General features: G+C 69.5%; 22 protein-coding genes. 10 read left to right on the plus strand and 12 right to left on the minus strand.

Annotated elements, in window-relative coordinates; all coding sequences use genetic code 11:
* The first annotated feature begins 46 nt into the window (after window positions 1-46).
* Together FY030_RS00700 and FY030_RS00705 are read left to right on the plus strand one after the other, a co-directional pair.
* Window positions 47-1255 carry an ATP-binding protein gene (locus FY030_RS00700; protein ID WP_158059835.1) on the plus strand — a complete coding sequence of 403 codons (1209 nt, stop codon included), beginning with the start codon at window positions 47-49 and terminating at the stop codon, window positions 1253-1255.
* Between the two features lie 118 nt (window positions 1256-1373).
* On the plus strand, window positions 1374-2585 hold the full coding sequence (locus FY030_RS00705) for an MFS transporter (protein WP_192498667.1): 1212 nt from the start codon (window positions 1374-1376) through the stop codon (window positions 2583-2585).
* A gap of 93 nt (window positions 2586-2678) precedes the next feature.
* On the opposite strand, the gene FY030_RS00710 is transcribed toward FY030_RS00705, so the two are convergent.
* Together FY030_RS00710 and FY030_RS00715 are read right to left on the minus strand one after the other, a co-directional pair.
* A complete protein-coding gene (locus FY030_RS00710) occupies window positions 2679-3146 on the minus strand; it encodes a GNAT family N-acetyltransferase (RefSeq protein ID WP_158059837.1) in 468 nt (155 codons plus the stop codon).
* A gap of 180 nt (window positions 3147-3326) precedes the next feature.
* Entirely contained in the window at window positions 3327-4157 is an 831-nt protein-coding gene (locus FY030_RS00715) for a helix-turn-helix domain-containing protein (protein WP_158059838.1), read from the minus strand.
* Between the two features lie 51 nt (window positions 4158-4208).
* On the opposite strand from FY030_RS00715, the gene FY030_RS00720 reads away from it, so the two are divergent.
* Both FY030_RS00720 and FY030_RS00725 read left to right on the plus strand, forming a co-directional pair.
* Window positions 4209-4793, plus strand: coding sequence for a maleylpyruvate isomerase family mycothiol-dependent enzyme (locus FY030_RS00720; RefSeq protein WP_158059839.1), 585 nt, complete (start codon window positions 4209-4211; stop codon window positions 4791-4793).
* 212 nt (window positions 4794-5005) lie between these two features.
* Window positions 5006-5710 carry a class I SAM-dependent methyltransferase gene (locus FY030_RS00725; protein ID WP_238348488.1) on the plus strand — a complete coding sequence of 235 codons (705 nt, stop codon included), beginning with the start codon at window positions 5006-5008 and terminating at the stop codon, window positions 5708-5710.
* A gap of 244 nt (window positions 5711-5954) precedes the next feature.
* On the opposite strand, the gene FY030_RS00730 is transcribed toward FY030_RS00725, so the two are convergent.
* Complete coding sequence (locus FY030_RS00730; RefSeq protein ID WP_158059840.1) at window positions 5955-6872, minus strand: TIGR01777 family oxidoreductase; 918 nt, start codon at window positions 6870-6872, stop codon at window positions 5955-5957.
* Window positions 6869-7549: a TetR/AcrR family transcriptional regulator gene (locus tag FY030_RS00735; RefSeq protein ID WP_158059841.1), complete on the minus strand. Its 681-nt coding sequence runs from the start codon at window positions 7547-7549 to the stop codon at window positions 6869-6871. Before FY030_RS00735 ends, FY030_RS00730 begins: the two co-directional genes overlap by 4 nt.
* Window positions 7550-7641: 92 nt before the next feature.
* On the opposite strand from FY030_RS00735, the gene FY030_RS00740 reads away from it, so the two are divergent.
* Window positions 7642-9033, plus strand: coding sequence for a cryptochrome/photolyase family protein (locus FY030_RS00740; protein WP_158059842.1), 1392 nt, complete (start codon window positions 7642-7644; stop codon window positions 9031-9033).
* A 42-nt stretch (window positions 9034-9075) separates the two neighbouring features.
* On the opposite strand, the gene FY030_RS00745 is transcribed toward FY030_RS00740, so the two are convergent.
* From FY030_RS00745 to FY030_RS00765, 5 genes are all read right to left on the minus strand, one after another.
* On the minus strand, window positions 9076-9996 hold the full coding sequence (locus tag FY030_RS00745) for a glucose 1-dehydrogenase (protein WP_158059843.1): 921 nt from the start codon (window positions 9994-9996) through the stop codon (window positions 9076-9078).
* 124 nt (window positions 9997-10120) lie between these two features.
* Window positions 10121-10657 (minus strand): pyridoxamine 5'-phosphate oxidase family protein, encoded by a 537-nt coding sequence (locus FY030_RS00750; protein ID WP_158059844.1) that lies wholly within the window; start codon window positions 10655-10657, stop codon window positions 10121-10123.
* A 36-nt stretch (window positions 10658-10693) separates the two neighbouring features.
* Entirely contained in the window at window positions 10694-11164 is a 471-nt protein-coding gene (locus tag FY030_RS00755; RefSeq protein WP_158062556.1) for a pyrimidine dimer DNA glycosylase/endonuclease V, read from the minus strand.
* 255 nt (window positions 11165-11419) lie between these two features.
* Window positions 11420-13396 carry a heavy metal translocating P-type ATPase gene (locus tag FY030_RS00760; protein WP_158059845.1) on the minus strand — a complete coding sequence of 659 codons (1977 nt, stop codon included), beginning with the start codon at window positions 13394-13396 and terminating at the stop codon, window positions 11420-11422.
* A gap of 41 nt (window positions 13397-13437) precedes the next feature.
* The gene (locus FY030_RS00765) at window positions 13438-13671 is read right to left on the minus strand and encodes a heavy-metal-associated domain-containing protein (RefSeq protein WP_158059846.1); all 234 of its coding nucleotides are present in this window, start codon (window positions 13669-13671) and stop codon (window positions 13438-13440) included.
* A gap of 159 nt (window positions 13672-13830) precedes the next feature.
* On the opposite strand from FY030_RS00765, the gene FY030_RS00770 reads away from it, so the two are divergent.
* On the plus strand, window positions 13831-14403 hold the full coding sequence (locus FY030_RS00770) for an LURP-one-related/scramblase family protein (RefSeq protein WP_158059847.1): 573 nt from the start codon (window positions 13831-13833) through the stop codon (window positions 14401-14403).
* A 50-nt stretch (window positions 14404-14453) separates the two neighbouring features.
* Here FY030_RS00770 and FY030_RS00775 read toward each other — a convergent pair whose 3' ends face one another.
* Genes FY030_RS00775 through FY030_RS00785 form a run of 3 tightly spaced genes read right to left on the minus strand, consistent with a single transcriptional unit; the run spans window position 14454 to window position 17198 of the window.
* On the minus strand, window positions 14454-14954 hold the full coding sequence (locus FY030_RS00775; protein ID WP_158059848.1) for a DUF3806 domain-containing protein: 501 nt from the start codon (window positions 14952-14954) through the stop codon (window positions 14454-14456).
* Between the two features lie 24 nt (window positions 14955-14978).
* Window positions 14979-16781 carry an NAD-binding protein gene (locus FY030_RS00780; protein ID WP_158059849.1) on the minus strand — a complete coding sequence of 601 codons (1803 nt, stop codon included), beginning with the start codon at window positions 16779-16781 and terminating at the stop codon, window positions 14979-14981.
* 30 nt (window positions 16782-16811) lie between these two features.
* Window positions 16812-17198: a DUF6394 family protein gene (locus FY030_RS00785; RefSeq protein WP_158059850.1), complete on the minus strand. Its 387-nt coding sequence runs from the start codon at window positions 17196-17198 to the stop codon at window positions 16812-16814.
* Between the two features lie 53 nt (window positions 17199-17251).
* On the opposite strand from FY030_RS00785, the gene FY030_RS00790 reads away from it, so the two are divergent.
* The 4 genes from FY030_RS00790 to FY030_RS00805 all read left to right on the plus strand — a co-directional run bounded on the left by FY030_RS00790 (window position 17252) and on the right by FY030_RS00805 (window position 21447).
* Window positions 17252-17800, plus strand: a complete 549-nt coding sequence (locus FY030_RS00790) for a SprT-like domain-containing protein (protein ID WP_158059851.1) — start codon at window positions 17252-17254, stop codon at window positions 17798-17800.
* Between the two features lie 190 nt (window positions 17801-17990).
* Window positions 17991-19322, plus strand: coding sequence for an ABC transporter substrate-binding protein (locus tag FY030_RS00795; protein ID WP_337692469.1), 1332 nt, complete (start codon window positions 17991-17993; stop codon window positions 19320-19322).
* Window positions 19319-20524, plus strand: coding sequence for a carbohydrate ABC transporter permease (locus FY030_RS00800; protein WP_158059853.1), 1206 nt, complete (start codon window positions 19319-19321; stop codon window positions 20522-20524). Before FY030_RS00795 ends, FY030_RS00800 begins: the two co-directional genes overlap by 4 nt.
* A complete protein-coding gene (locus FY030_RS00805; RefSeq protein ID WP_202879736.1) occupies window positions 20521-21447 on the plus strand; it encodes an ABC transporter permease subunit in 927 nt (308 codons plus the stop codon). Before FY030_RS00800 ends, FY030_RS00805 begins: the two co-directional genes overlap by 4 nt.
* The last annotated feature ends 68 nt before the right edge of the window (window positions 21448-21515 follow it).

Raw genomic sequence — 21515 nt, forward strand, 5'->3', positions numbered from 1 at the left:
TGCGTGTTTGTACCGCGCACGCTAGAGAACGACATACAGTCCCATCGTGGACCCGATCAGGAACCCGTATGCCCCCGGCGCCGGCCAGCGCCCGCCCGAGCTCGCCGGGCGGGACGAGCAGCTGGACCGCTTCCAGGTGGTGCTGGAGCGGATCCGCCGGGGGCGGCCCGAGCGCTCCATGGTCTTGACCGGGCTGCGGGGGGTCGGCAAGACGGTGCTGCTCAACGCGCTGCGCTCCACGGCCGTCCGCTCGCGGTGGGGGACCGGCAAGTATGAAGCCCGCCCCGAGCAGGGCATGCGCCGGCCGGTTGCGGCTGCTCTGCACGTCGCGGTGCGCGAGCTGGGGCACCCGCAGGGGCAGGAGGTGGATCACGTCCTAGGGGTGATCAAGGCGTTCGCGCAGAAGGACCAGCCGGGGGCCAAGCTGCGTGACCGGTGGAACCCGGGGATCGACGCCCCCGCCATCACCGGCCGGGCCGACTCCGGAGACATCGAGATCGACCTCGTCGAGCTGTTCACCGATGTCGGTGGGCTGGCTGCCGACATCGGCAAGGGTGTGGCGATCTTCATCGACGAGATGCAGGACCTGCAGCCGGACGACGTCTCGGCCCTGTGCGCCGCCTGTCACGAGTTGTCGCAGACGGCGCTGCCAGTGATCGTCGTGGGGGCCGGGCTGCCCCACCTGCCGGCCGTGCTCTCGGCAAGCAAGTCCTACTCCGAGCGGCTCTTCCGATACAACCGGATCGACCGCCTCTCCCGGGAGGAGGCCGCTCGGGCGCTGCAGCTGCCCGCCGAGGACGAGGACGCCTCCTGGGCCCCGCAGGCGTTGGACGCGATGTATGCCGCGACCGGCGGCTACCCCTACTTCATCCAGGCCTACGGCAAGGAGGTCTGGGACCAGGCGCCGCAGTCGCCGATCCAGGTCGAGGACGTCCGCGTCGCCTCCCCGGCCGCGGAGGCCGAGCTGGCCGTCGGCTTCTTCGGCTCCCGCTACGAGCGGGCGACCCCGGGTGAGCGGGAGTACCTGCGGGCGATGGCCGACCTGGCCGCGGCGCAGCAGGCCGCGGGGGAGGAGCTGGATGAGGTCGAGTCGGTCGCGACCGCCGACATCGCCGCCCACCTGGGGCGCAAGCCGCAGTCGCTCTCACCCGCCCGAGACGCCCTCCTGAAGAAGGGCCTGATCTACTCCGGCGAGCGCGGCCGGATCGCGTTCACCGTCCCGCACTTCGGACGCTACCTGCGGGCCCAGACCTAGCACGACCAGCCCTGGGCCGGCGGTGCGCCCCAGGCATGCACGCCGCAGACGGCAGTGGGGGTGCGCGCCGGCGGTTCGGCTGACTGGGTTCGTCACCGGGCACGTCTAGGGTTTTGTGGTGGCGTCCACGGGGCTGAGTGAGGACTTCGGGCGTCTGTGGGCAGCGGTGGCGACGAGTCAGACCGGTACCGGGCTGGCGACCGGGGCGATCCCATTCATCGCGGTCGAGGTCCTGCGGGTCTCCCAGCTGCACCTGTCGGTGATCGTGGCCTTCTCGGCGCTGGTGGCCGGAGTACTGGCGCTGCCGGTGGGTCCTTGGGTCGAGCACCATCGCAAGCGGCCGGTCATGATCGCGGCGGACCTGACGCGTGCTGCGGCCTTGTTCAGCATCCCCATCGCCTACCTTGCCGACGTCCTGACCTACGCCCACCTGCTCACCGCGGCCACGCTCACCGCGCTGGGTCACGTGCTGAACAACACGGCCAGTTCCGCGCACCTGAAGGCGCTGGTCGGGGTTGATCAGCGGACCGCAGCGGCCAGCTGGATCGACACGACGCAGTGGATCACCGCGACCGCCGGCCCACCGATCGGCAGCTCGCTGCTGGCTGCGGTCGGACCAACAGTGACGGTGACGCTGAACGCGATCGCCTTCCTGGCCTCAGCACTGGGGATCAGCCGGATCCGCAGGCCCGAGCCGGCACCCCCACCCCGCGCGCCTGACCACCATTGGCGGCGGGAGGTCAGCACCGGGTGGAGGTTCATCCTTGGCCACCCCACGCTGCGGCCACTGTTCATCAACGCCATGGTCTTCGGCGCGATGATCGCGGCCTCCAGCCCGTTGATCATGTACCTGATGCTCGACGACCTAGGTCTACCTGCCTGGCTGTTCGGGCTCGCCCTGGGCGTGCCCGCCCTCGGGGGCCTGGTCGGTGCCCTGCTGGCTCCCCGGCTGGAACGCCTGGTGAGCAACCGTGATGGCCTGATGGTGGTCCTGGGGGCGGCCCGGGCGGTGTGGCTCATCCCGATCGCGTTCGCCCCACCCGGCCTGGCGGGCGCAGCCGTCATCATCGTGTGCGACACCCTGCTCCTGGTGTGCGCTGGGGCGTTCAACCCGCTGTTCGTCGCCCATCGCTTCGCGGTGATTCCCGACGAGCTCATGGCCCGGGTCTCGGCGGCCTGGACCATCACCAACCGGATGATCTGGCCGATCTCCATCACCGCCCTCGGCGCACTGGCCACGCTGAGCTCAACCCGCGCGGCCATAGCCGCCGCCGGGATCGGACTGCTCACCTCCGCCCTCTGGCTCCCGTGGCACCTACGCCGATCATGACCTCAGGACGAACCACCCGCGGCGTGAGCGCTGTCGTTGACCTCGCCTCGTCGGCTCGTCCTCACCAGGGGTCCTCGGGTGCGCCCCGCGGCGCTAGGGGATGAGTGGCTTGACCATGATCACCGTGGGTCCGTCCCAGTCCAGACCCGTGACCTCCTCAAGGGGGAGGAACCCTCGGGCTGCGTAGAAGGCCCGTGTGGCCGCATATCCCTGGTCCTCGTAGGAGGGGCCCACAGTCTTGACCTCGAGCAGGCGGACACCGTCGGCTATCAGGTCGGTTTCGACCGCCGTCACAAGGGCTGTGCCAACACCCGAGCCGTGGTGGTGCGGCGTCACCGCGATGAGGTGGATCTCACCAGTCGCCGGGAAGTGGCGGTCAACCAGTGCCACACCGACGACCTCATCACCGATGCGGGCGAGGTAGCTCGCCTTTGCGCTGGCTGCCCGCGCATAGTGCTCATTGGCCTCAGGGATCCCGAACCAGGACGGGAGTGCCCCCAGGATGCGGCGGACCGCGTCGGGGTCTTGGCTCCGCGAGATGGTCACTGCTGTCTCAACCATGTGTCTTGTCCAAGAGGTCTTCCCGCCCACGTCCCCGCGGGCGCATTCTTCGTGAGTCCACCCGAGCACCGTGCCAGTCCGACTGGCCTGGGGCAACGGAGTTACGCTGCCTGAACGCCTGCTGTTGCGGCCTGCCCGCCCACATGAGCGGGTCACGACGCCCACTCTCTGCGGGGTTGATCACTGGGTGGGCTGGTCGCGCAGGTATTGCCCCGGCGTCATGCCGGTGATCGTGCGGAAGTCGTGGGTGAAGTGTGCCTGGTCGGTGTAGCCGAGCGCGGCCGCCAAGTCAGCCAGCCTGGTCGTGCCGGTCTTGAGCGCCTGCACCGCGTCGTGCAGGCGCCGGCGCTTGACCAGCCACTTGGGGGTCAGCCCCACCCGCTGCTCCACCAGGCGCTGCAGGCTGCGCTCGGTGAGACCGAACTCGCGGGCCACCTGCTCCACCCGCGTCACATCGGGGTTGTCACGGAGCCAGGCCACAACCCGGTTGATGAGCAATCCCTGTTCGTCCACCGGGAGGTACTCCGCCAGCCACCGCTCCACCACTGCGATCGACGCCGTGTGGGCGCTCGGATCGTGCGGGTCGGCCGCCATGGTGTCCCGCACGTCGGGCACCAAGGCGCCGGGAACGCCGTCGACCCCGGTCAGGTCCGTCCACGTGTCGGTGAGCTCGGCCACGGACCGCCCGAGCACCAAACGTCCGGCGGCGGGGCTGAGCATGGTGCCGACGGCCCAGCCTTCACCCTCGAGGGTGACGCTGGAACGGCCCCGCGCCACGCCATACAGCCGGGCGTAGCTGTCGCTGATCACGACCAGGCACACTGGGTACTGGAGGGTGCTCTGCGTGGAGGGCTCGCGTAGCGACCACACCGGGATCCAGTATCGAGACACCAGGTCGGCGAGATGGCCGCTCGGGGCGTAGCGATGGATCGGCGGCGATGGCCGGCTGAGTCCTGTCAGGTGCGCCCTGTCGACCGGGTCGACCGGACGCGGGATCCCGGGCGCAGGCATGTGTCGGATTATCACAAGCGGCGGGGCTATGTGTCCTGCCACGGTTGTCCCATGACTCAGAGAACATCGACCACCACTCAGGATCAGCACGCCCCGACCTTCGCTGGCCGGGCCGCCGGCTTCACCAGCATCCTCATTGCCGCCGGCGACGCTTGGGATGCCCCGACACCGTGCGCGGGGTGGAGCGTCCGGGACGTCGTCGCCCACGTGATCGACACGCAGCGCGACTCCCTCGCCGATCGGGGCCTGGACGCCGGAGCTGTGGCTGACCTCACCCTCCCCGCCGCCGCGTGGGAGGTCCACCGCGAGCACGTGGTGGCCGTGCTGGGACACGACGGCGTCGCGGAGCGGGAGTACGAAGGCTACTTCGGCCCGACCACGATCGGCGCCACGATGACCGACTTCTACGGCTGGGATCTCGTCGTGCACGGTTCTGATGTGGCTCGCGCCACCGGCCAGCAGTGGTCGATCAGCGATGAGGAGGCGCAGGTACTGCACGCCGCGGCCGACGGCTGGGGCGAAGCCCTCTACTCAGAGGGCATCTGCGCCGCACCCGTCGAGGTCGCCCCAAGCGCCTCCGCGACCGACCGTCTCCTCGCTCGGCTTGGCCGCGACCCACACTGGCAACCCACCTGAGCAGATGCGTCGCAGGAGCCGCTCGGGCCCAGAGATTGCTCGGCTCGCTCCCACCAATCGCTCTCCAAGAAGTGCCTTCGGTGACCCACTGCACCCCCGGCGAAGGCCAACGGGAGCAGCCGTCCTTGAGGCGGCGAAGTCGTGCGTCTCGTGGTCATCCTCGCTGCCTAAATCCGTTGGAGACGGAGAGGGTGTGGGGCAGGATTCGGGTCGTGGACTTTGAGGACTTCATCCGGGCTGGCAACCAAGGCGTTGACCCGGCGCTCTATGAGATCGAGAACGCAGCCATCGATCGGCGCGGCCTTCTCTGGGCGGCGTTGCAGCGTCAGGGGCCCTGGGAAGGTCGCGTGCTGCTCGACTTGGGTTGCGGTTCGGGGTTCTGGTTACCACGCTACGAAGGCGCGGCCGAGGTCATCGGTGTCGAGCCCGATGCCAACCTTCTCGATCTGGCGCGCGCCCGCCCAGGCCGGGCGCGGGTGCTACACGGCTCCGCCGAGCACATCCCGCTAGCGGACGACTCGGTCGACGTCGTCCACGCCCGCTTTGCTTACTTCTTCCCCCACCACGGCTTCGACCCCACCCCCGGACTGGTTGAAGTCGGGCGGGTCCTTAAGCCAGGCGGCAGGCTCGTCGTGATCGACAACGACACCGAAGAGGGAGAGTTCGCCTCACTCTTGAAGGCCAGCCCTTGGGCAGCCAGCCAAGGCCAGGACACCTACGCGCTCCACTGGTGGGCTGACAAGGGCGCCCGCACCACCCCCGTCATGAGCAGCTGGGAGTTCGACACCCGCGCGGACCTTGAAGCGGTCCTGCACCTGGAGTTTCCACAGGACGTCGCCGACGACTGGCTACACGAGCACCCGGACCGCACCGGGCTCTCCTACGGCAACCTCCTCCACACCTGGACGAACGCCTGAACCGACGCCCGGGGCACGGCAAGACAGTGCGCTCAGGGGGTGTCGTCGTGCTCGGATCCGATGAACCAGTGCAGGCATGAGGGTCGATGACCTGTCCGTCGGTGGCTCCCCAGGGGCGAGTTTGTGCAAGCCCGACAAGGTGGACTAGCCGCTGCCGGCCGACACCGGCGCAGCCCAGGCCAAGGCGGTGCAGCGGGCGCCGTCACCGATGGGCCGGGAGGCTGACCGACCCAGATGAGTCAACTCATGCGTTGCCCAGCTGCACCGGCAGCAAGCCTCGCCGTGTCTGGGCGGCGATCGCCGCGAGGGCGTTGTCCAGCGTGGCGTGGCGAAAGGCGTAGCCGGTGCGCAGGAGGACGGCGGGGTGGACCCAGCGGCTCTTGAGCACCAGCTCGGCCTCGGTCCGGATGATGCGGGCGCCCGCCTCGAGCGACCACGACGGCAGCGGGACGCCCACCGGGCGGCCCAGGTGCCGGCGCACTGCCGCCATGAGCTCGGCGTTGGTGACCGGGTGCGGCGTGGCCAGGTTGACCGGTCCGCTGATCTGCTCGTGGTCGATGACGTGCCGCACGGCGCCGTGGATGTCGTCGACGTGCAGCCAGCTGAAGATCTGCCCACCGTCGCCCTGGGTGCCGCCGAAGCCGATCCTGGCCAGGTTGATCAGCGGGTTGAGGGCACCCCCACCTGGCCCGAGCACGATGGCGGCCCGCAGCGCGACCTTGCGCACACCCGTGGGTGCGGCATACAGCTCGTGCTCCCAGGCCCGTGCGACCGCGACGGAGAAGCCAGCGCCCAGCTCGCCCGTTGCCTCGTCCTGGGGCCGGTCCCGGGCGTCGCGGTAGATGGTCCCGGTGCTGGAGTTGATCCAGACGGGGGGCGGGGAGGTGCAACCGGCGAGGGCGGCGCCAAGGGCCTTGGTGGTCTCGGTGCGGGAGGTGAGGATCTCGTCGGCGGTCCGCTTGGTGTAGCGGCAGCTCACCGAGCGACCGGCCAGGTTGACCACCGCGTCGCTGCCGTCCAGGACAGGACGCAGATCCTCGCCCCACCGGACGTCACCGGCGCTTCGCCCGATCGTCCGCACGTCCACCCCATCTGCCCGGAGGGCCCGGCACAGGTGCTGCCCGATGAAACCGGTCGCTCCGGCGATGACGATGGTGCTCATGGGTCGCTCCTGTCAGCGGTGGGTGAGGCAAGTCGGTCCATCAAGCGGAAGACGTCCCCGGCCAGCCGCCGCCCCACCGGCAGCCGGCTCAGCGTCACCGTGCGGGCGATGATCGGGGCCACGCCGTCGACGAGCACACGGGTGCGCCGCTGGTCCGGTGAGGTGTCGGTGACCCAATGCAGAGTGACCCCCAGGTAGCCCAGCCACAACAGCTCCGCGAGCCGGGGGTGGGTCGAGGTCCCGCGGGGGCCCCGCGAAACGGTCAGCACCTCGCGCATGAGGGAGGTCGCCGCCGCGCGGGCGGCCGCGGACTCCTCCGAGAAGGGGCTGACCGACGATGACCGCGAGAGTGCCACGTGCAGCATCGTGGAGCCGAACGCGTGGTAAGGCGCCATGGTGTCCAGGCCGGTATGCAGCACCGTGCGCAGGTTGTCCGCCAGCCCCGCCCCGTCCTGCAGGAGCGGCAGTGCCCGCTGCCGGTGCTCCTGCTGGATCCGCACATACAGCTCATGGACCAGGGCGTCCTTGCCCTCGAAGTAGTAGTACGCGCTGCCTGGTGACATCCGCGCCTCGTGTGCGATCAGGCGCATGGTCGTCGCCTCGTAACCGCGCTCCCGGAACAGGCGCAGCGCCGTCTCGACCAGGAGCTCCCGGGTGCGCTCCGCCTTGGTGGTCATATTCGCAACCTACACCGTGTTTTGAACATGTTCAAAATAGGCCATCCTGGCCGGGACCGGCTTCGCGGAGCCGGACCGTGTCAGGGTGAGCCATGACCCGTTCCTCACCCTCGGTGCTGTGGTTCCGCCGTGACCTGCGGCGCGGCGACCACCCGGCGCTCCTCGCCGCTCAGGATGCAGCCGGCCCCGGCGCTGCTGTCGTGCCGCTCTTCGTCTTCGACCCGGCCCTGTGGGAAGCCGGCGGCCCGGTCCGCCGGGCCTGGTTGGCCGCCTCCCTGCGGGCTCTCGACGAGGACCTCGACGGCCGGCTCGTGCTGCGCCTGGGCGACCCTGCCCAGGTCGTGCCGCAGGTCGTCCGCGAGGTCGAGGCGGCCAGCGTGCACCTGTCCCGTGAGACCAACGGGTATGGCGTGCGCCGGGACCGGCGCGTCCGCGCGGCGCTCCAGGACCTCAGGGACCGTGACGGCACCGGGTGGGTGGAGACCGGCACGCCCTATGCGGTCGGCCCAGGCCTGGTGCGGACCAAACAGGGCGAGCCCTACAAGGTGTTCACCCCGTTCGCCCGAGCCTGGCGCGAGCACGGCTGGCCTACGCCGGCCCCCCGATCCGACCGGCTCGACGTGCTCGACCTGCCCTCCGACGACCAAGCGCGGCGCCTGCTCGACGAGGCGCTCAGGCTCGACGGCCTGCCGCAGCTGCCGCCCGCCGGCGAGACGGCAGCCCTGCGGCGCTGGCGCGAGTTCCGCGAGCAGGACCTCCCCGCATACCGTCAGGACCGGGACCGCCCGGCGATCGACGGGACCAGCCGACTCTCGGCCTACCTGAAGATCGGGGCCCTCCACCCGCGCACGCTGCTCGCCGACCTGGCCGAGGAGACAGGGGAGGGTGCCCAGACCTTCGTCACCGAGCTGGCATGGCGCGAGTTCTACGCCGACGTCCTGCACCAGCAGCCCGCCAGCGCCTGGAGCGATCTGCGGCCGGCGTTGGCGCAGCTGCGCTACGACGACCCGGAGGACGCGGTCCTCGCCTGGCAGCAGGGCCGGACCGGCTATCCGATGGTCGACGCGGGGATGCGCCAGCTGCTCGCGGTCGGCTGGATGCACAACCGGGTGCGGATGATCACCGCCAGCTTTCTCACCAAGGACCTGCACGTGTGGTGGCCGGTCGGTGCGCGCTGGTTCCTGGACCGACTCGTCGACGGCGACCTAGCCTCCAACAACCACGGCTGGCAGTGGGTGGCGGGCACGGGGACCGACGCTGCGCCCTACTTCCGCGTCTTCAACCCGGTCACCCAAGGGGAGAAGTTCGACCCCGACGGTGACTACGTGCGCCGGTGGGTGCCCGAGCTGCGGCACCTGCCGGGGGCGTCCGCCCACCGGCCGTGGGACCAGGAGGATGGTTACTCCCACGACTACCCGCGCCGGATCGTCGACCACGCCGAGGAGCGGCGGGAGGCGCTGGAGCGCTACGAGGCCGCCCGGTGAGCACACCGGGCGGCCTCGCGCAGGGCGGGTCTGAGCTGCGGCTCAGGGGGTGGGCGAACCCCCGTTGACGTTCAGCGTCTCGCCCAGGACGTAGCTCGACTCGGGCGAGGCCAGGAAGACGTAGGCCGGCGCGAGCTCGGTGGGCTGTCCGGCACGCCCCAGGGGGACGCTCTGCCCGAACTCCGGCAGGTCCTCCGTGGGCTGGCCGTGCGAGGGCTGGATCGGCGTCCAGATCGGCCCGGGTGCCACGGCGTTGACGCGAATCCCCTTCGGCGCCAGCTCCTGGGCCAGGCCCTTGCTGAAGTTGTTGATCGCCGCCTTGGTCGCTGCGTAGTCCAGCAGCGGCGGGGACGGCTCGTAGGCCTGGATCGAGGTGGTGTTGATGATCGCCGACCCTGCCGGAAGGTGCTTGAGGGCCTCCCGGGTGAGGGTGAACATCGCGATGATGTTGATCTGGAAGGTCTGCTGAATCTGCTCGTCCGGTGTCTCTTCCAGGCTCTCGTTGGCTACCTGCTTGCCCGCGTTGTTCACCAGGATGTCCAGCCCGCCCAGCTCCTCGGCGGCGCGGCGCACGATATCCCGGCACTGCTCGGGGTCGATCAGGTCGCCGGGCACCTTGACCGCCTGACGGCCCGTCTCGGTGATGATCCGGACGACCTCATCGGCGTCTACTTCCTCCTCCGGCAGGTAGTGGATGGCCACGTCGGCGCCCTCCCGGGCGAAGGCCACGGCCACCGCTGCGCCGATGCCGGAGTCGCCCCCGGTGACCAGCGCCTTGCGGCCCTCCAGACGGCCGGTGCCGCGGTAGGAGAACTCGCCGATGTCCGGCTTCGGCGTCATCTCGGACTGCAACCCCGGCTCCTCCTGGGTCTGCTCCGGCGGGCTGATCACGGGGTAGCGCTTGACCGGGTCCTGGAAGACGAGCTGGTCGGTCTGGGTGGTGTCGGTGTCCTCGGAAGCCATGGGTGTCTCCTTCGCTTCGGTATGGCGTGTGCCGTCCTGTCCAGTCTGCGAACCACGCACGGTGGTCGCACCCTGGAACGGACCCCTCACCCCTGGGGGCGGGACCCGCGACGGTGGTCGAGCGTCAGGGCAGCTCGACGACAGTGGAGGAGCCCTCGTCGTCCTTGTTCCTGCCGGTGAGCGCCTTGACGGTGCTCACCGCGGTGCCGACCAGCGACTCGCCGCCCCAGTAGTGCGCAGTGTCGCCGGAGACCTTGAGGACGACGTTGTCGGGGTTGCCCGGGCCGCCCTCCATGAAGGCCGCTGCGCCCTTGGACCACAGCTGCTCGACCAGGTCCCGGTCCTCGATCAGGGTGGCGGTGCCGGTCAGCGACACCCACGCCTTCATCGAGGAGTAGGCGACGTTGACGCGGGGGTCTGCGCGGACGTCCGCGGCGACGGAGCTGCCGCCGCGCACCAGGAAGAGCACGTCGCCGTCGTCCTCGGCGACCTGGGTGGACAGCGGCCGACTGATCAGGCGACGGTCCGGGGAGCTGGAGTCGGCGGTGGTCAGCATGGCCACGTCCATGTCGGAGATGAGGTTGCGGACCTTCTCCACGTCGGCGGGGTCATCGCTCACCCGAACGCTGTCGTCGGTGCCGCGGTCCTGGTGCTGGGTCATGGGTTCTCCTCCGTAGGTTCCTGTGCTCTCGCGACGCTAGTCGCGCACCACTGGGTCGGCAGGTCGGACCGGTGCGCCGCCGGCCCGCTCCCACGGGGCGACAGGACCGGCGATCACAGCGAACAGGGGATGCGCCCCCATTTCAAGCTTCTGCTGCACCACGTGGTCCGTCGGGCTGCGCACCGCGAGCTTGTCGAGCAGGAGCGCGCGCTCGAGGTCCAGCTGGCCGGTGGTCAGCGTGAGCTGCCCCTCCCACCGCTGCACCTCATCCACGCGGGCCGGGTCGAAGCGGTAGCCCCGCACCGCAGCCTCCTGCTGCACCACGTCCAGGTATGCCGCCACCGCGCCTCCGGGGGAAGGGCAGGCGCGGAAGCGCTCGAGCTGGGGGTGGTGGCGGTAACCGCGGGTCCGGCCGGCGAGGACGGCCTGTGCGAGCAGGGCCTCGCGCCACAGGGCGACCAGGCCCCGCCGGTCCAGGTGTGCAGGGTGCAGGCTCCACAGACGCATCATCCGATCAGACACGGTTCGTCCACCGGACGCCAGTCGGTGGTCGCGGGGCAGCGGTCGTAGCTTCGATGAGGCTCTCTTCGACGATCTGTCCTCAATCCTAGAAAGGGGAATACGCGACCATCCTCAGGGAGGTCATGGGAGACAGGCAACGTCCTGCACCGCAGACAACGTCGCCGACGTTGTCTGCGGTGCAGAACGTTGTCCACGTCCGGCCATGGGCGGACGCTCTGCTGGCCGTCCGCCCGGAGCACGTTAAGCCCGCTGCGGGACCCGCTCCCGGCTCGGCGCGGAGGATGAGGCGCTCGGACGGGCGCCGGTGGCCCGGGCGGCCGGGTCCTCCTTGCGGCGCAGCAGGCGCATGGCGTTGACGATGACGACCAGCACCGAGGTCTCGTGGGCCAGCATCCCGACGGCCATCGTCACGCCACCGAAGAGGACGCCGGCCATCAGCACGACCACGGTAGCCAGCGCGATCACGATGTTCTGCCGCATGTTGGCGACCGTGCGCTTGGCGAGCGAGACCGCCTCGGGCAGCTTGAGCAGGTTGTCCATCATCAGGGCGATGTCGGCCGTCTCGATGGCGACGCCGCTGCCAGCCGCGCCCATCGCCACGCCGATGTCGGCGGTCGCCAGGGCGGGGGCGTCGTTGACGCCGTCGCCCACCATGGCCACGGTGTAACCCTGCTGGCGCAGCTCGTCCACGGCCTCCAGCTTGCCCTCGGGCAGCAGCCCGGCCCGGACCTCATCGATCCCAACCTGCTGGGCCACGGCTCTGGCGACCGGCTCGATGTCGCCAGTGAGCATGACGACCTTCTTGACCCCGGCGCGGTGCAGCCGACGCACCATCTCCGGGGCGTCCTGGCGGACTGTGTCCGCCACGGCGACCACGCCGATGGCACGGCCGTCGCAGGCGACGACCATCGGGGTGCGGCCCCGGGCGGCCAGGTCGGCCACCACCTGCGCGGCCTGGCCGGTGTCCTCGCTGCCCTCGACCTGCTCGGCCTGGAGCAGGGCCAGGTTGCCGACCGCGACGCGGTGACCGTCGAGGGTGGCCACGATGCCCTTGCCGGGGACCGGCTCGGTGTGCTGGGGCAGGCCCAGCACTGCGAGGCCCTTCTCGGCGGCGGCCTCCAGGATGGGACGCGCCAGCGGGTGCTCGGAGCCGGCCTCGGCGCGGGCGGCATATCGCAGCACCTCCTCCTCGTCGACCGGCGGGTGGTCCGGACCCAGATCGGTGTCGAGCACGACCACGTCGGTCAGCTGCGGGCGGCCCTCGGTGAGGGTGCCGGTCTTGTCCAGCGCGACGGCGTCGATCCTGGCGGAGGTCTCCAGGAACTCCCCGCCCTTGACCAGGATGCCGTCCTTGGCGCCGCGGCCGATGCCGGCCACGATCGAGACCGGGATGGAGATGACCAGGGCGCCCGGGCAGGCGATGACCAGCAGGGTCAGGGCCAGGACGATGTCACCGGTGGACAGGCCGAGCACGATCGCCAGCACGATGATCGCCGGGGTGTACCAGGACGAGAAGCGGTCCATGAACGTCTGCGTCCGGGCCTTGGCGTCCTGGGCCTCCTCGACCCGGTGGATGATCCGGGCCAGGGTGGTGTCGGCGCCGACGCCGGTGGTCCTGACCTGCAGGAAGCCGCTGGTGGCGATGGTGCCGGCGAAGACCTGATCGCCGGTCGTCTTCTCGACCGGGATGGACTCGCCGGTGATGGAGGCCTCGTCCAGCGCTCCGGTGCCACCGATGACCAACCCGTCGACCGGGACCTTGGCGCCGTTCTTGACCAGGACGGCCTCGCCCAGGCCCACCTCGTGGGCAGCCACCTCGACCTGCTCGCCATCGCGCAGGACGATGGCCACGTCCGGCGCCACCGCGACCAGTTCGGCCAGGGCCGAGCGGGTCCTGGCCAGCGTGCCGTCCTCCAGTGCGTGCCCGATGGCGAACAGGAAGGTCACCGCGGCGGCCTCCCAGTACTCGCCAATCATGATCGCGCCGATCGCGGCGATGGAGACCAGCAGGTCGATGCCGATCACCTTGACGGCCAGCGCCGACCAGGCCTTGCGCACCACGGGGGCTCCGGCGACGACCGCGGCGGCGACCATCAGCAGGTCACCCCAGGGCTGGGGCTGCCAGAGCCGGCTGGTCGCGACCGAGGCCAGGATCAGGAGCCCGGCGGCCGCAGGCACGGCCCACCGGCCGTGCAGCCAGGTCTGGACCTTGTTCATGCGTTCCCTTCTCTCTGCGTGCTTGCGGTGGAGTCGATGCCTCAGAAGGCGGCGGGCTTGGACGGGTAGCCCGCCTTGCCGACCGCGGCGACGAGGTCGTCGGCACTGACCGCGAGGGGGTCGTGCTGGACCTCGACGCGGGAGGAGGCGAAGTGCACCCTCACCGACTCCACGCCCTCGAGCCGCCCGACCTGCTTCTCGATCTTGGCCACACAGCTGGGGCAGGAGAAGCCCTCGGCGCGCAGGATGGTCTTCGTGCTGGTGGTGGTGGTCATGATGTTCCTCCCGGTGTGATGCGAGTCCCCTCCGCGGGGCCGTCACTGGCAACTTACGAAGATCGCGGCCGCAGGTCCTTGACGTAGGTCAAGTCCGCGCCACCGGGTAGTCCCGGGGCTGGCAGAACAGTCCCCACGGGGACTGGTAGAACAGTCCCCATGGGGCTCATCGACGCCGACGCGCTAGTCATCGACCAGCTCACCCGGCTCTTCCGCAGCGACTTCGAGATCCACGAGGGCGACGACGTCGTCGGCCGCATCACCACGCAAGGCAGCGCCATGGCGAGAATGTTCGGCGGCAACCGGGAGTTCCTGGTCACCGAGCCGGACGGCACGCAGGTGCTGCGGCTCAGGGACGTGATGAACTTCATGAGCCGGGACACCTACGAGGTGCTGGACGGGGCGGACCACCCGCTGGGGACCCTGCGCCGGGAGTTCACCCTCTTCGCCAAGAAAGTCTCTTTCCTGCCCGCCGACGGTGGCGACCCGCTCGAGGTGCGCGGCTCCTTCTTCGGCTACGACTACTCGATCCTGGTCCGCAACGAGCCGGTGGCCCAGATCTCGCGGCGGTGGGCCGGGCTGGCCACCAGTCTGTTCGGCGGGCAGCGGTATGCGGTGACCTTCCTACCCGGCGCCAGCCCCCGGCTGCGCCAGGTCATCCTGGGCACGGTCATCGCGATCGATCTGATGAAGGCCAAGGACGACGGCTCGGCCGCCGCGTCCTCCAGCTGACCCGGTCAGCCCGGTCAGCGGGAGGCCCTCTCGTCCACGGTCGGCCAGTGCTACCAGCTGCGCACCGTGACGAGGTGACCCACGACCGAGGGCACCCAGCCCTGCTCGCGCCGCATCCACCGCACCGCGACCAGGTTGGCCGGCACTACGACGAAGTCGCCCGCGGCGACCGCCAGGTCGGTGCCGAAGGCGTCGGTGACGACCTCCCAGGCCAGGTCGGTGTGGCGATGCAGGTGCTCACCGATCGCCACGGCATACCGCTGCACGATTGCGTCGTGGTCGCCGCTTCGGTCGGTCAGCCAGGACGCGAGCGCACGGTCCAGGCCGGCGCTGATGGAGGCCAGGTCGTCCACATCGACGCCTTCGGTGGCCAGCGCCTCGAGGGCCTGGGCGATGTGGGCCTTCTCCTCCTCGCCGATCCGGCGCGTCTCGGGGGTCAGGGGGAGGTCCGCCAGCGGCTCGTCGCCGGGGTCCGGCAGGGTCGACACCCGTGGCTCGGGCTCGCCCTCCCGCGTCGAGGCGACCCTCTTGAGCCGGTCGAGGAAGCTCATCCGGACAGCCTAGTGCGCAGGATGCTAGACCGGGGGCCGCGGTGGGTAGGGCGGCCGGCGCTCGGGGGCGCTGGGCAGACGGCTGTGGTGGCCGCGGCGGGACCAGCGCCACACCTGCAGCCGGCGGAAGGCCCAGGCGCTGGCGACCTCGCGGCCGGTGGCGATGTACTCCACCGCGGAGTCGTCGAAGAGGGTGGAGACGATGAGGTCGAGGTCGCCTCCCCGGCCCAGGAGCAACAGGGTGTCATCCTCCTGCACCGTCAGTCCCAGGTCCGGGCTGTAGGTGCGGCGACCGTCGCGGACCAGCACAGCCGGGTAGGCGGCCAGCTGCACGTCGCGGTCCTCGGGGTCGCGCAGCAGGTCCTTGATCCGCAACTTCTCGCTACGCATCCACCGCACCGCCGCCGGCGCGTGCGCGAGGTTCAGGTCCAGGCGCTGGGAAACCGGGGTCTCGACTCCGACTGCGGAGACGATGTCCTCCATCACCTGCTCGCACCACTCGTCGTCCTCGTGCAGTGCATGGTCGACGAAGCTCCAGTAGTTGGGTGAGGTGATCCGCGCCACCGCCTCCCGGGCGAGCAGCTGGGTGGGGATGAAGACGGAGTCGGGGTCGAAGGCGGTGAGGGGGACCTCATTGACCGTGGAGTTCTGCCGCACCGCGATGAAGAGCTCGCTGTTCTCGATCCGGGCGTGCGCGGCGAGGGCCAGGTTGATGATGTCGGACCGGGCACCGGCGACGAAACCCACCGCGTCCTTGACGTCAGGCCGTCCGTCGGCCGGGTCGACCACGACCACGTCCAGTCCCGCGCTCTCCAGGTCGCGCGTCACCTCGAAGCCGAAGGTGTCGTCGGCGCACACGACCCATCGGCCCTCGGTCAGGTGCTCCAGGTGGTCCGGCAGCTCGGTCGTGCGCTTGCTCATCAGCCAGGAGGCCAGCCGAAAGGCGTGCGGCCGGCGCAGCGCCATGACCAGGTACGCACCGTACCGGTCGAAGGGGTTGATGATCACGTTTGCGGCGAAGTCGTGCATCTGCTGGGCATGCTCCCGGTCGCCGGACCGGGCGATGACCATGAGCTCGGGCCGCAGCAGGTTGACGGTCATCACCACCGACAGGTTGGTCTCATCGTTGTCCGTCAGGGCCACCACGGCCTCGCAGTGCTCGCTCGCCAGGCCGGCCAGCCCGAGCATCCGGGGGTCCCGCCCGCTCGCTGCGTAGGCAGGGTGGTCGGTGGTGAACCCGTCCAGGGCCAGCTGCTGGATCCGGTTGTTGTCCTGGTCCAGCACGACGAAGGCCCGGCCCTGGTCATCGAGCGCTCGACACACCGCCTCCCCGGCGTGCCCGTAACCGACGACGAGCACGAAAGGGTCCTTGACCCGCCGCATCTGGCGGGTGAAGCGCTGCAGCGCGATCGCCTGACGGAAGGTCTGGTCCTGCACCAGGGCAAGCAGTGAGGCGATGGAGTAGCTCCACGCGCCCACTGCGGCGTAGATCGTGAGGACGACCCACATCCGCTGCTGGGTGCTGAACTCGTGCGGGACCTCGCCGAAACCGATCGTCAGGCCGGTGTAGCTGATGACGTAGAAGCTCTCGAAGACGGTCAGCGCCCGGGGGTTCTCAGGGGTGCCGGGTATGACCGAGAGTCCGAAGGTCATGACCGCGAAGACACTGATCACGACGACCAGCGGGGTGCGCATGCGCCGCAGCACCATAAAGAGGGCGTCGGTGGAGGGGGGCTCGGCGGGGATATCCACCTCGACCCGTCTCAGCGAGTCGGGGCGGGGTTGCGCCGGCCTGCCACCCCGCAGCCGCTTCAGCAGGTTTGCCATCGTGATGCCGTGCTGCTCCGCCTGGAGCGGTCAGCGCCGCCGGTAGGACACGGTCTCGACGACGAGCAGGATGATCGAGACGATGTTGGCGAGCAGGGCCCCAGCGGCGATCGAGACGACGCTGGCCATGTGGGCGCCGGTGACCTCCACCGGGTCGACGTGGTTGGCCCACACCCAGACCAGCGCGGCGATGATGAGCTGGATGCTGGCGACGAGGCTGGTGGCCAGGTGCACGGCACCGATCTGGGTGCGGTCTCCGAACTTCAGGATGGTGGCGATGATGTTGACGACCACTGCGGCGTAGAGCTCGTAGACGTTGTGCAGATCAGGGTCACTGATGTCCCCGAGGACGTAGCCAAAGTTCAACGTCGCGGCCATCAGCACGAAGAAGCCGAAGACGACCTTCTCTAGGTTCACACGCCGACCATAACCCCGCAGGTGCGTCGGAGGCGGTTCCTACCCTGGAAGGTATGGAAATGCACCGGGCCGCCGCGCTGGCGCAGAGCCTGCTGGCTGAGCACGCGCTGACCGGTTGGACGTTCGCCTTTGACCGCGCCCGGGTCCGCGCCGGGGCCTGCCACTATGACGACCGGCTGATCACCCTCAGCCCTCATCTGACGCGGGCGCACGACCAGGCCCAGGTGCGTGAGACCCTCCTGCACGAGATCGCGCACGCCCTGGTCGGCCCTGGGCACGGCCACGACGAGGTATGGCGGGCCCGCGCCCTGGCGATCGGGTCGACCGGGCGGCGGTGCTACGCGGCGGGCGAGGATCCGGCGGTGCCGGGACGCTGGCAGGGCCGGTGCGTGGCGGGGCACGTGGTGCACCGACATCGGCGGCCCACCCGGGTCCTGGTGTGCACACGGTGCCGTGGCCGGTCGACCCTGGACAGAGTGCTGCGGTGGACCCACGACGGGGTGCCGGTGACGGACCAGGAGCTGGGTCCACAGATGGCGCGCGTGCTGGCCCAGCTGCGCGCCCAGGACGGCGCGACCGGGCAGGTTACCGGGCGGGGATGAACAACCGTGACCAAAGCGTGATGTGCTCCAGTGTGATCTGGAGCACTCTCCTGTATTACCGTCAGCCCAGGAGTGTCGGTGTCAGCATGCGTGTGCCGCTCCCGGCCACAGGCCACCGACCCCGCGGCGGAAGGAGCCAATGGTGGCGAACTCACGGTGGAGAAGGCTTGCGCCCCCCGCGATCGCGGCAGTGGCGGCATTGACCCTCACTGGATGTCTGCAGAACCCCGATGCCGGTCGCGGCAATGCCGCGGCCGCCGGTGTCGGCGAGCCCGAGGAGGGAGACGGCAGCGTCTCGATCATGGGGGCGTTCGGAGGTGACGAGGAGGCGCAGTTCCTGGCCTCGCTGGAGGAGTTCCAGCAGGAGAGCGGGATCAGCATCACCTACGTCAGCGACCAGGACTTCACCAACACGGTCCAGGTGCGGGTCAACGCCGGTGACCCCCCCGACATCGGCCTGTTCCCCCAGCCGGGCGGGGTGATGAACATGGCCGACGCCGGTCATGTTGTGCCGATCGACGCCTTCCTCGACTACGACGCCCTGCACGCCTCGCTGGTCCCGGGCTTCCTCGACTCCGCCCGCTACCAGGGCCGGGTCTACGCGGCCCCGATGCGGATGGCGGTCAAGTCGATCGTCTGGTACCCGAAGCAAGCCGCCGAGGAGGCGGGTTGGGACATGGAGCCGGAGACCCTGGCCGAGCTCCAGGAGCTGGCCGACCAGATCCGTGCCGACACCGGGGCCACCCCTTGGTGCATCGGTTGGCAGGCGGACCAGGCGACCGGCTGGGTGGGCACGGACTGGATCGAGGAGTACATGCTGCGGCTGCACGGCCCGGATGTGTACGACGACTGGATTTACCACCGGATGCCGTTCAACGACGAGTTGGTGGTGCAGGCGTTCGAGGCCTACGGCGAGCTCGCCAACAAGGAGGGCAACGTCCTGGGCGGCTCGCAGGGCATCCTCAACACTCCGTTCGGGGACGCCATGAACCCCGCGTTCAGGGAAGACCCGGGGTGCTACCTCATGCGCCAGGGCAACTTCGCGACCGGCTTCCTCCCCGACGATGTCCAGGAGAACCTCGACGAGGAGGTCGGCACCTTCATCTTCCCCCGGGCCGAGGACGGCTACGACGGCCAGCCCATCCTGGGGGCAGGTGACCTCGCTGCGGCGTTCAGCTACGACACCGACACCATCGAGGTGATGGAGTTCCTCACCAGCGCCGACTTCGGCGGTCCGTGGGCGCAGGCGGGTGGCTGGCTGAGCCCGCACACCACCTTCGACCTCTCGCTCTACCCGGACGAGACCACGCGCGGGATCGCACAGATGGCCGTGGACGCCGACGTCTTCCGCTACGACGGCTCCGACGTGATGCCCCGCGAGGTCGGCTCGGGCACCTTCTGGACCGGCATGGTGGAGTTCCAGGCCGGGGACAAGGACGCCCAGCAGGTCGTCGACCAGATCGAGCAGCAGTGGCCCGAGGAGGCTGCCGAGGACCAGTCCGACGTGGGGGATGACCAATGACCACGTCCCAGTCCACCCCCCCGGTCGGGGAGGACGTGCCGCAGAGCCCGGACGTCAGCGCGGTCCAGCAGCAGACCCCTTCGACCGGCCCCAAGGACGCAGGGCTGCAGCCGGTCAAACTGCTCATCGGCGTGCTCGGCATCGCCCTGACCGTCTGGTTCCTCGGCAACCTCTTCCTGGCCTTCGCCTGGTACCCCGGCTGGTTCTTCAACAGCAGGATCCTGATGGCCACCCTCGGCCTGGTTGCCGGCGTCGGTGGCGCCGCGGTGCTGTTCTGGTTCCTCAACCTGGCCATCGAGGCGCTGCCACGTCGGCTCGAGCACGGCGTGATGCCTTATGCCTTCCTGCTGCCCGGCTTCAGCCTCATCGGGCTGATGCTGCTCTACCCGACCATCCAGACGATCCACTACAGCTTCGCCAACCGCGACAGCACCCGGTATGCCGAGCCGATCTGGGCCAACTACCAGGCGCTGTTCGCGAGCTCCGCCTTCTGGTCGGCGATCTTCAACAACCTGCTGTGGATCGCGATCGTGCCGGCGGTCACGGTGGCGCTGGGCGTCGCGGTGGCGGTCCTGGCGGACAAGCTCTCAGCCAGCGGCGAGAAGTGGAGCAAGAGCTTCATCTTCCTGCCGATGGCGATCAGCTTCGTGGCTGCCTCAACGATCTGGCTGACCACGATCTACGGCTACCGCCCCCCGGGTGAGCCGCAGATCGCGGTGCTGAACGCCTTCGCGGTGAACGTGCTGGGCATGGACCCCCAGCCCTGGCTGGACATCTCCACCGGGCGGCTGAACTCGTTGCTGCTGATGGTGATCCTCATCTGGCTGCAGACCGGGTTCGCGATGGTGCTGCTGTCCTCGGCGATCAAGAACGTGCCCGAGGACACCATCGAGGCGGCCCGGATCGACGGGGCCAGCGAACTGCAGATCTTCTGGCAGGTCGTCATCCCGCAGATCTGGGGCACGATCGTCACCGTCTTCATCACCGTCCTGATCCTGGTGATGAAGGTCTTCGACATCGTCTATGTGCTGACCAACGGCCGGAACAACACCGACGTGATCGCGAACATGTTCTTCCGCGAGCTGTTCACCAACCAGAACGCCGGCCGGGCGACTGCGCTCATCGTGGTCCTTCTGGTGGCGGTCATCCCGATCCTGATCTACCAGGTCAGGGACTTCCGGAAGCAGGAGGCCATGCGATGAGCGCTCACACCACGACACCGTCGACGTCGGACCCCACGTCCAGGCCGGCTACCCGGACCAAGACCCAGAAACGGATGAAGGACGGACGCCGCCGCAGCCCGTTCTCGATGGTGACCATGTTCCTGCTGGCGCTGCTCTGGACGCTGCCCACCGTGGGTCTGCTGGTGACCAGCTTCCGCAGCCGCGACGACGCCCTGTCCGGCGGCTGGTGGGAGGCGATCATCAACCCGTTTGGGACCTCGTGGACCCTCTCCAACTACACAGCGGTCTTCGACCAGGCGAACATGGGGACGGCGCTGATCAACGGGCTGGCCGTGTCCATCCCGGCCACGATCATCCCGATCATGTTCGCCGCCTTCGCGGCCTACGCCTTCACCTTCTTGCAGTTCCGGTTCAAGGAGACGCTGTTCATCACCATCGTCGCGGTGATGGTGGTGCCGATCCACGTGGCCTTCCAGCCGCTGCTGGACCTCTTCGGTCCGCGAGGCCTCGGGATCTCCGGGGAGTACCTCGCGGTCTGGCTGCTGCACACGGGCTTTGGTATGCCGCTGTGCATCTACGTGCTGCGCAACTACATGGCCTCGCTGCCGTTCAGCGTGGTTGAGTCAGCCAGGATCGACGGGTGCTCCAACTTCCAGATCTTCTGGCGGCTGGTGGCCCCGATGGCGATGCCCGCGATGGCGGCCTTTGCCACCCTGCAGTTCTTGTGGGTGTGGAACGACCTGCTCATCGCCAAGCTGTTCCTGTCGCCCGACAACACCACGGTGATCGTCCAGCTGCAGCAGCTGCTGGGCACTCAGGGTCAGGGCGCCGAGCTGCTCACCGCAGGTGCCTTCATCTCCATGGTGGTGCCGATGATCGTCTTCTTCGCGCTGCAGAACTTCCTGGTCCGCGGCATGACGAGCGGTGCCGTCAAGGGCTAGTCCTGCTCAGACCCACCCGTCCCGTGACCGCACCGACCCGGGCCCGCCAGCACGGCAGGCCCGGGTCG

Origin of the sequence: Ornithinimicrobium pratense (genome assembly GCF_008843165.1) — a bacterium.
Classification (GTDB): domain Bacteria; phylum Actinomycetota; class Actinomycetes; order Actinomycetales; family Dermatophilaceae; genus Ornithinicoccus; species Ornithinicoccus pratensis.

Bases quoted from the DNA above. Each gene is read 5' to 3' on its own strand.
- FY030_RS00710 (WP_158059837.1), bottom strand. From the start codon at position 3,146: ATGGTTGAGACAGCAGTGACCATCTCGCGGAGCCAAGACCCCGACGCG.
- FY030_RS00770 (WP_158059847.1), top strand. From the start codon at position 13,831: ATGGGGCTCATCGACGCCGACGCGCTAGTCATCGACCAGCTCACCCGG.
- FY030_RS00780 (WP_158059849.1), bottom strand. From the start codon at position 16,781: ATGGCAAACCTGCTGAAGCGGCTGCGGGGTGGCAGGCCGGCGCAACCC.
- FY030_RS00715 (WP_158059838.1), bottom strand. From the start codon at position 4,157: ATGCCTGCGCCCGGGATCCCGCGTCCGGTCGACCCGGTCGACAGGGCG.
- FY030_RS00735 (WP_158059841.1), bottom strand. From the start codon at position 7,549: ATGACCACCAAGGCGGAGCGCACCCGGGAGCTCCTGGTCGAGACGGCG.
- FY030_RS00805 (WP_202879736.1), top strand. From the start codon at position 20,521: ATGAGCGCTCACACCACGACACCGTCGACGTCGGACCCCACGTCCAGG.
- FY030_RS00755 (WP_158062556.1), bottom strand. From the start codon at position 11,164: ATGCGTCTGTGGAGCCTGCACCCTGCACACCTGGACCGGCGGGGCCTG.
- FY030_RS00790 (WP_158059851.1), top strand. From the start codon at position 17,252: ATGGAAATGCACCGGGCCGCCGCGCTGGCGCAGAGCCTGCTGGCTGAG.
- FY030_RS00760 (WP_158059845.1), bottom strand. From the start codon at position 13,396: ATGAACAAGGTCCAGACCTGGCTGCACGGCCGGTGGGCCGTGCCTGCG.
- FY030_RS00750 (WP_158059844.1), bottom strand. From the start codon at position 10,657: ATGACCCAGCACCAGGACCGCGGCACCGACGACAGCGTTCGGGTGAGC.
- FY030_RS00740 (WP_158059842.1), top strand. From the start codon at position 7,642: ATGACCCGTTCCTCACCCTCGGTGCTGTGGTTCCGCCGTGACCTGCGG.
- FY030_RS00775 (WP_158059848.1), bottom strand. From the start codon at position 14,954: ATGAGCTTCCTCGACCGGCTCAAGAGGGTCGCCTCGACGCGGGAGGGC.
- FY030_RS00720 (WP_158059839.1), top strand. From the start codon at position 4,209: ATGACTCAGAGAACATCGACCACCACTCAGGATCAGCACGCCCCGACC.
- FY030_RS00800 (WP_158059853.1), top strand. From the start codon at position 19,319: ATGACCACGTCCCAGTCCACCCCCCCGGTCGGGGAGGACGTGCCGCAG.
- FY030_RS00730 (WP_158059840.1), bottom strand. From the start codon at position 6,872: ATGAGCACCATCGTCATCGCCGGAGCGACCGGTTTCATCGGGCAGCAC.
- FY030_RS00745 (WP_158059843.1), bottom strand. From the start codon at position 9,996: ATGGCTTCCGAGGACACCGACACCACCCAGACCGACCAGCTCGTCTTC.
- FY030_RS00765 (WP_158059846.1), bottom strand. From the start codon at position 13,671: ATGACCACCACCACCAGCACGAAGACCATCCTGCGCGCCGAGGGCTTC.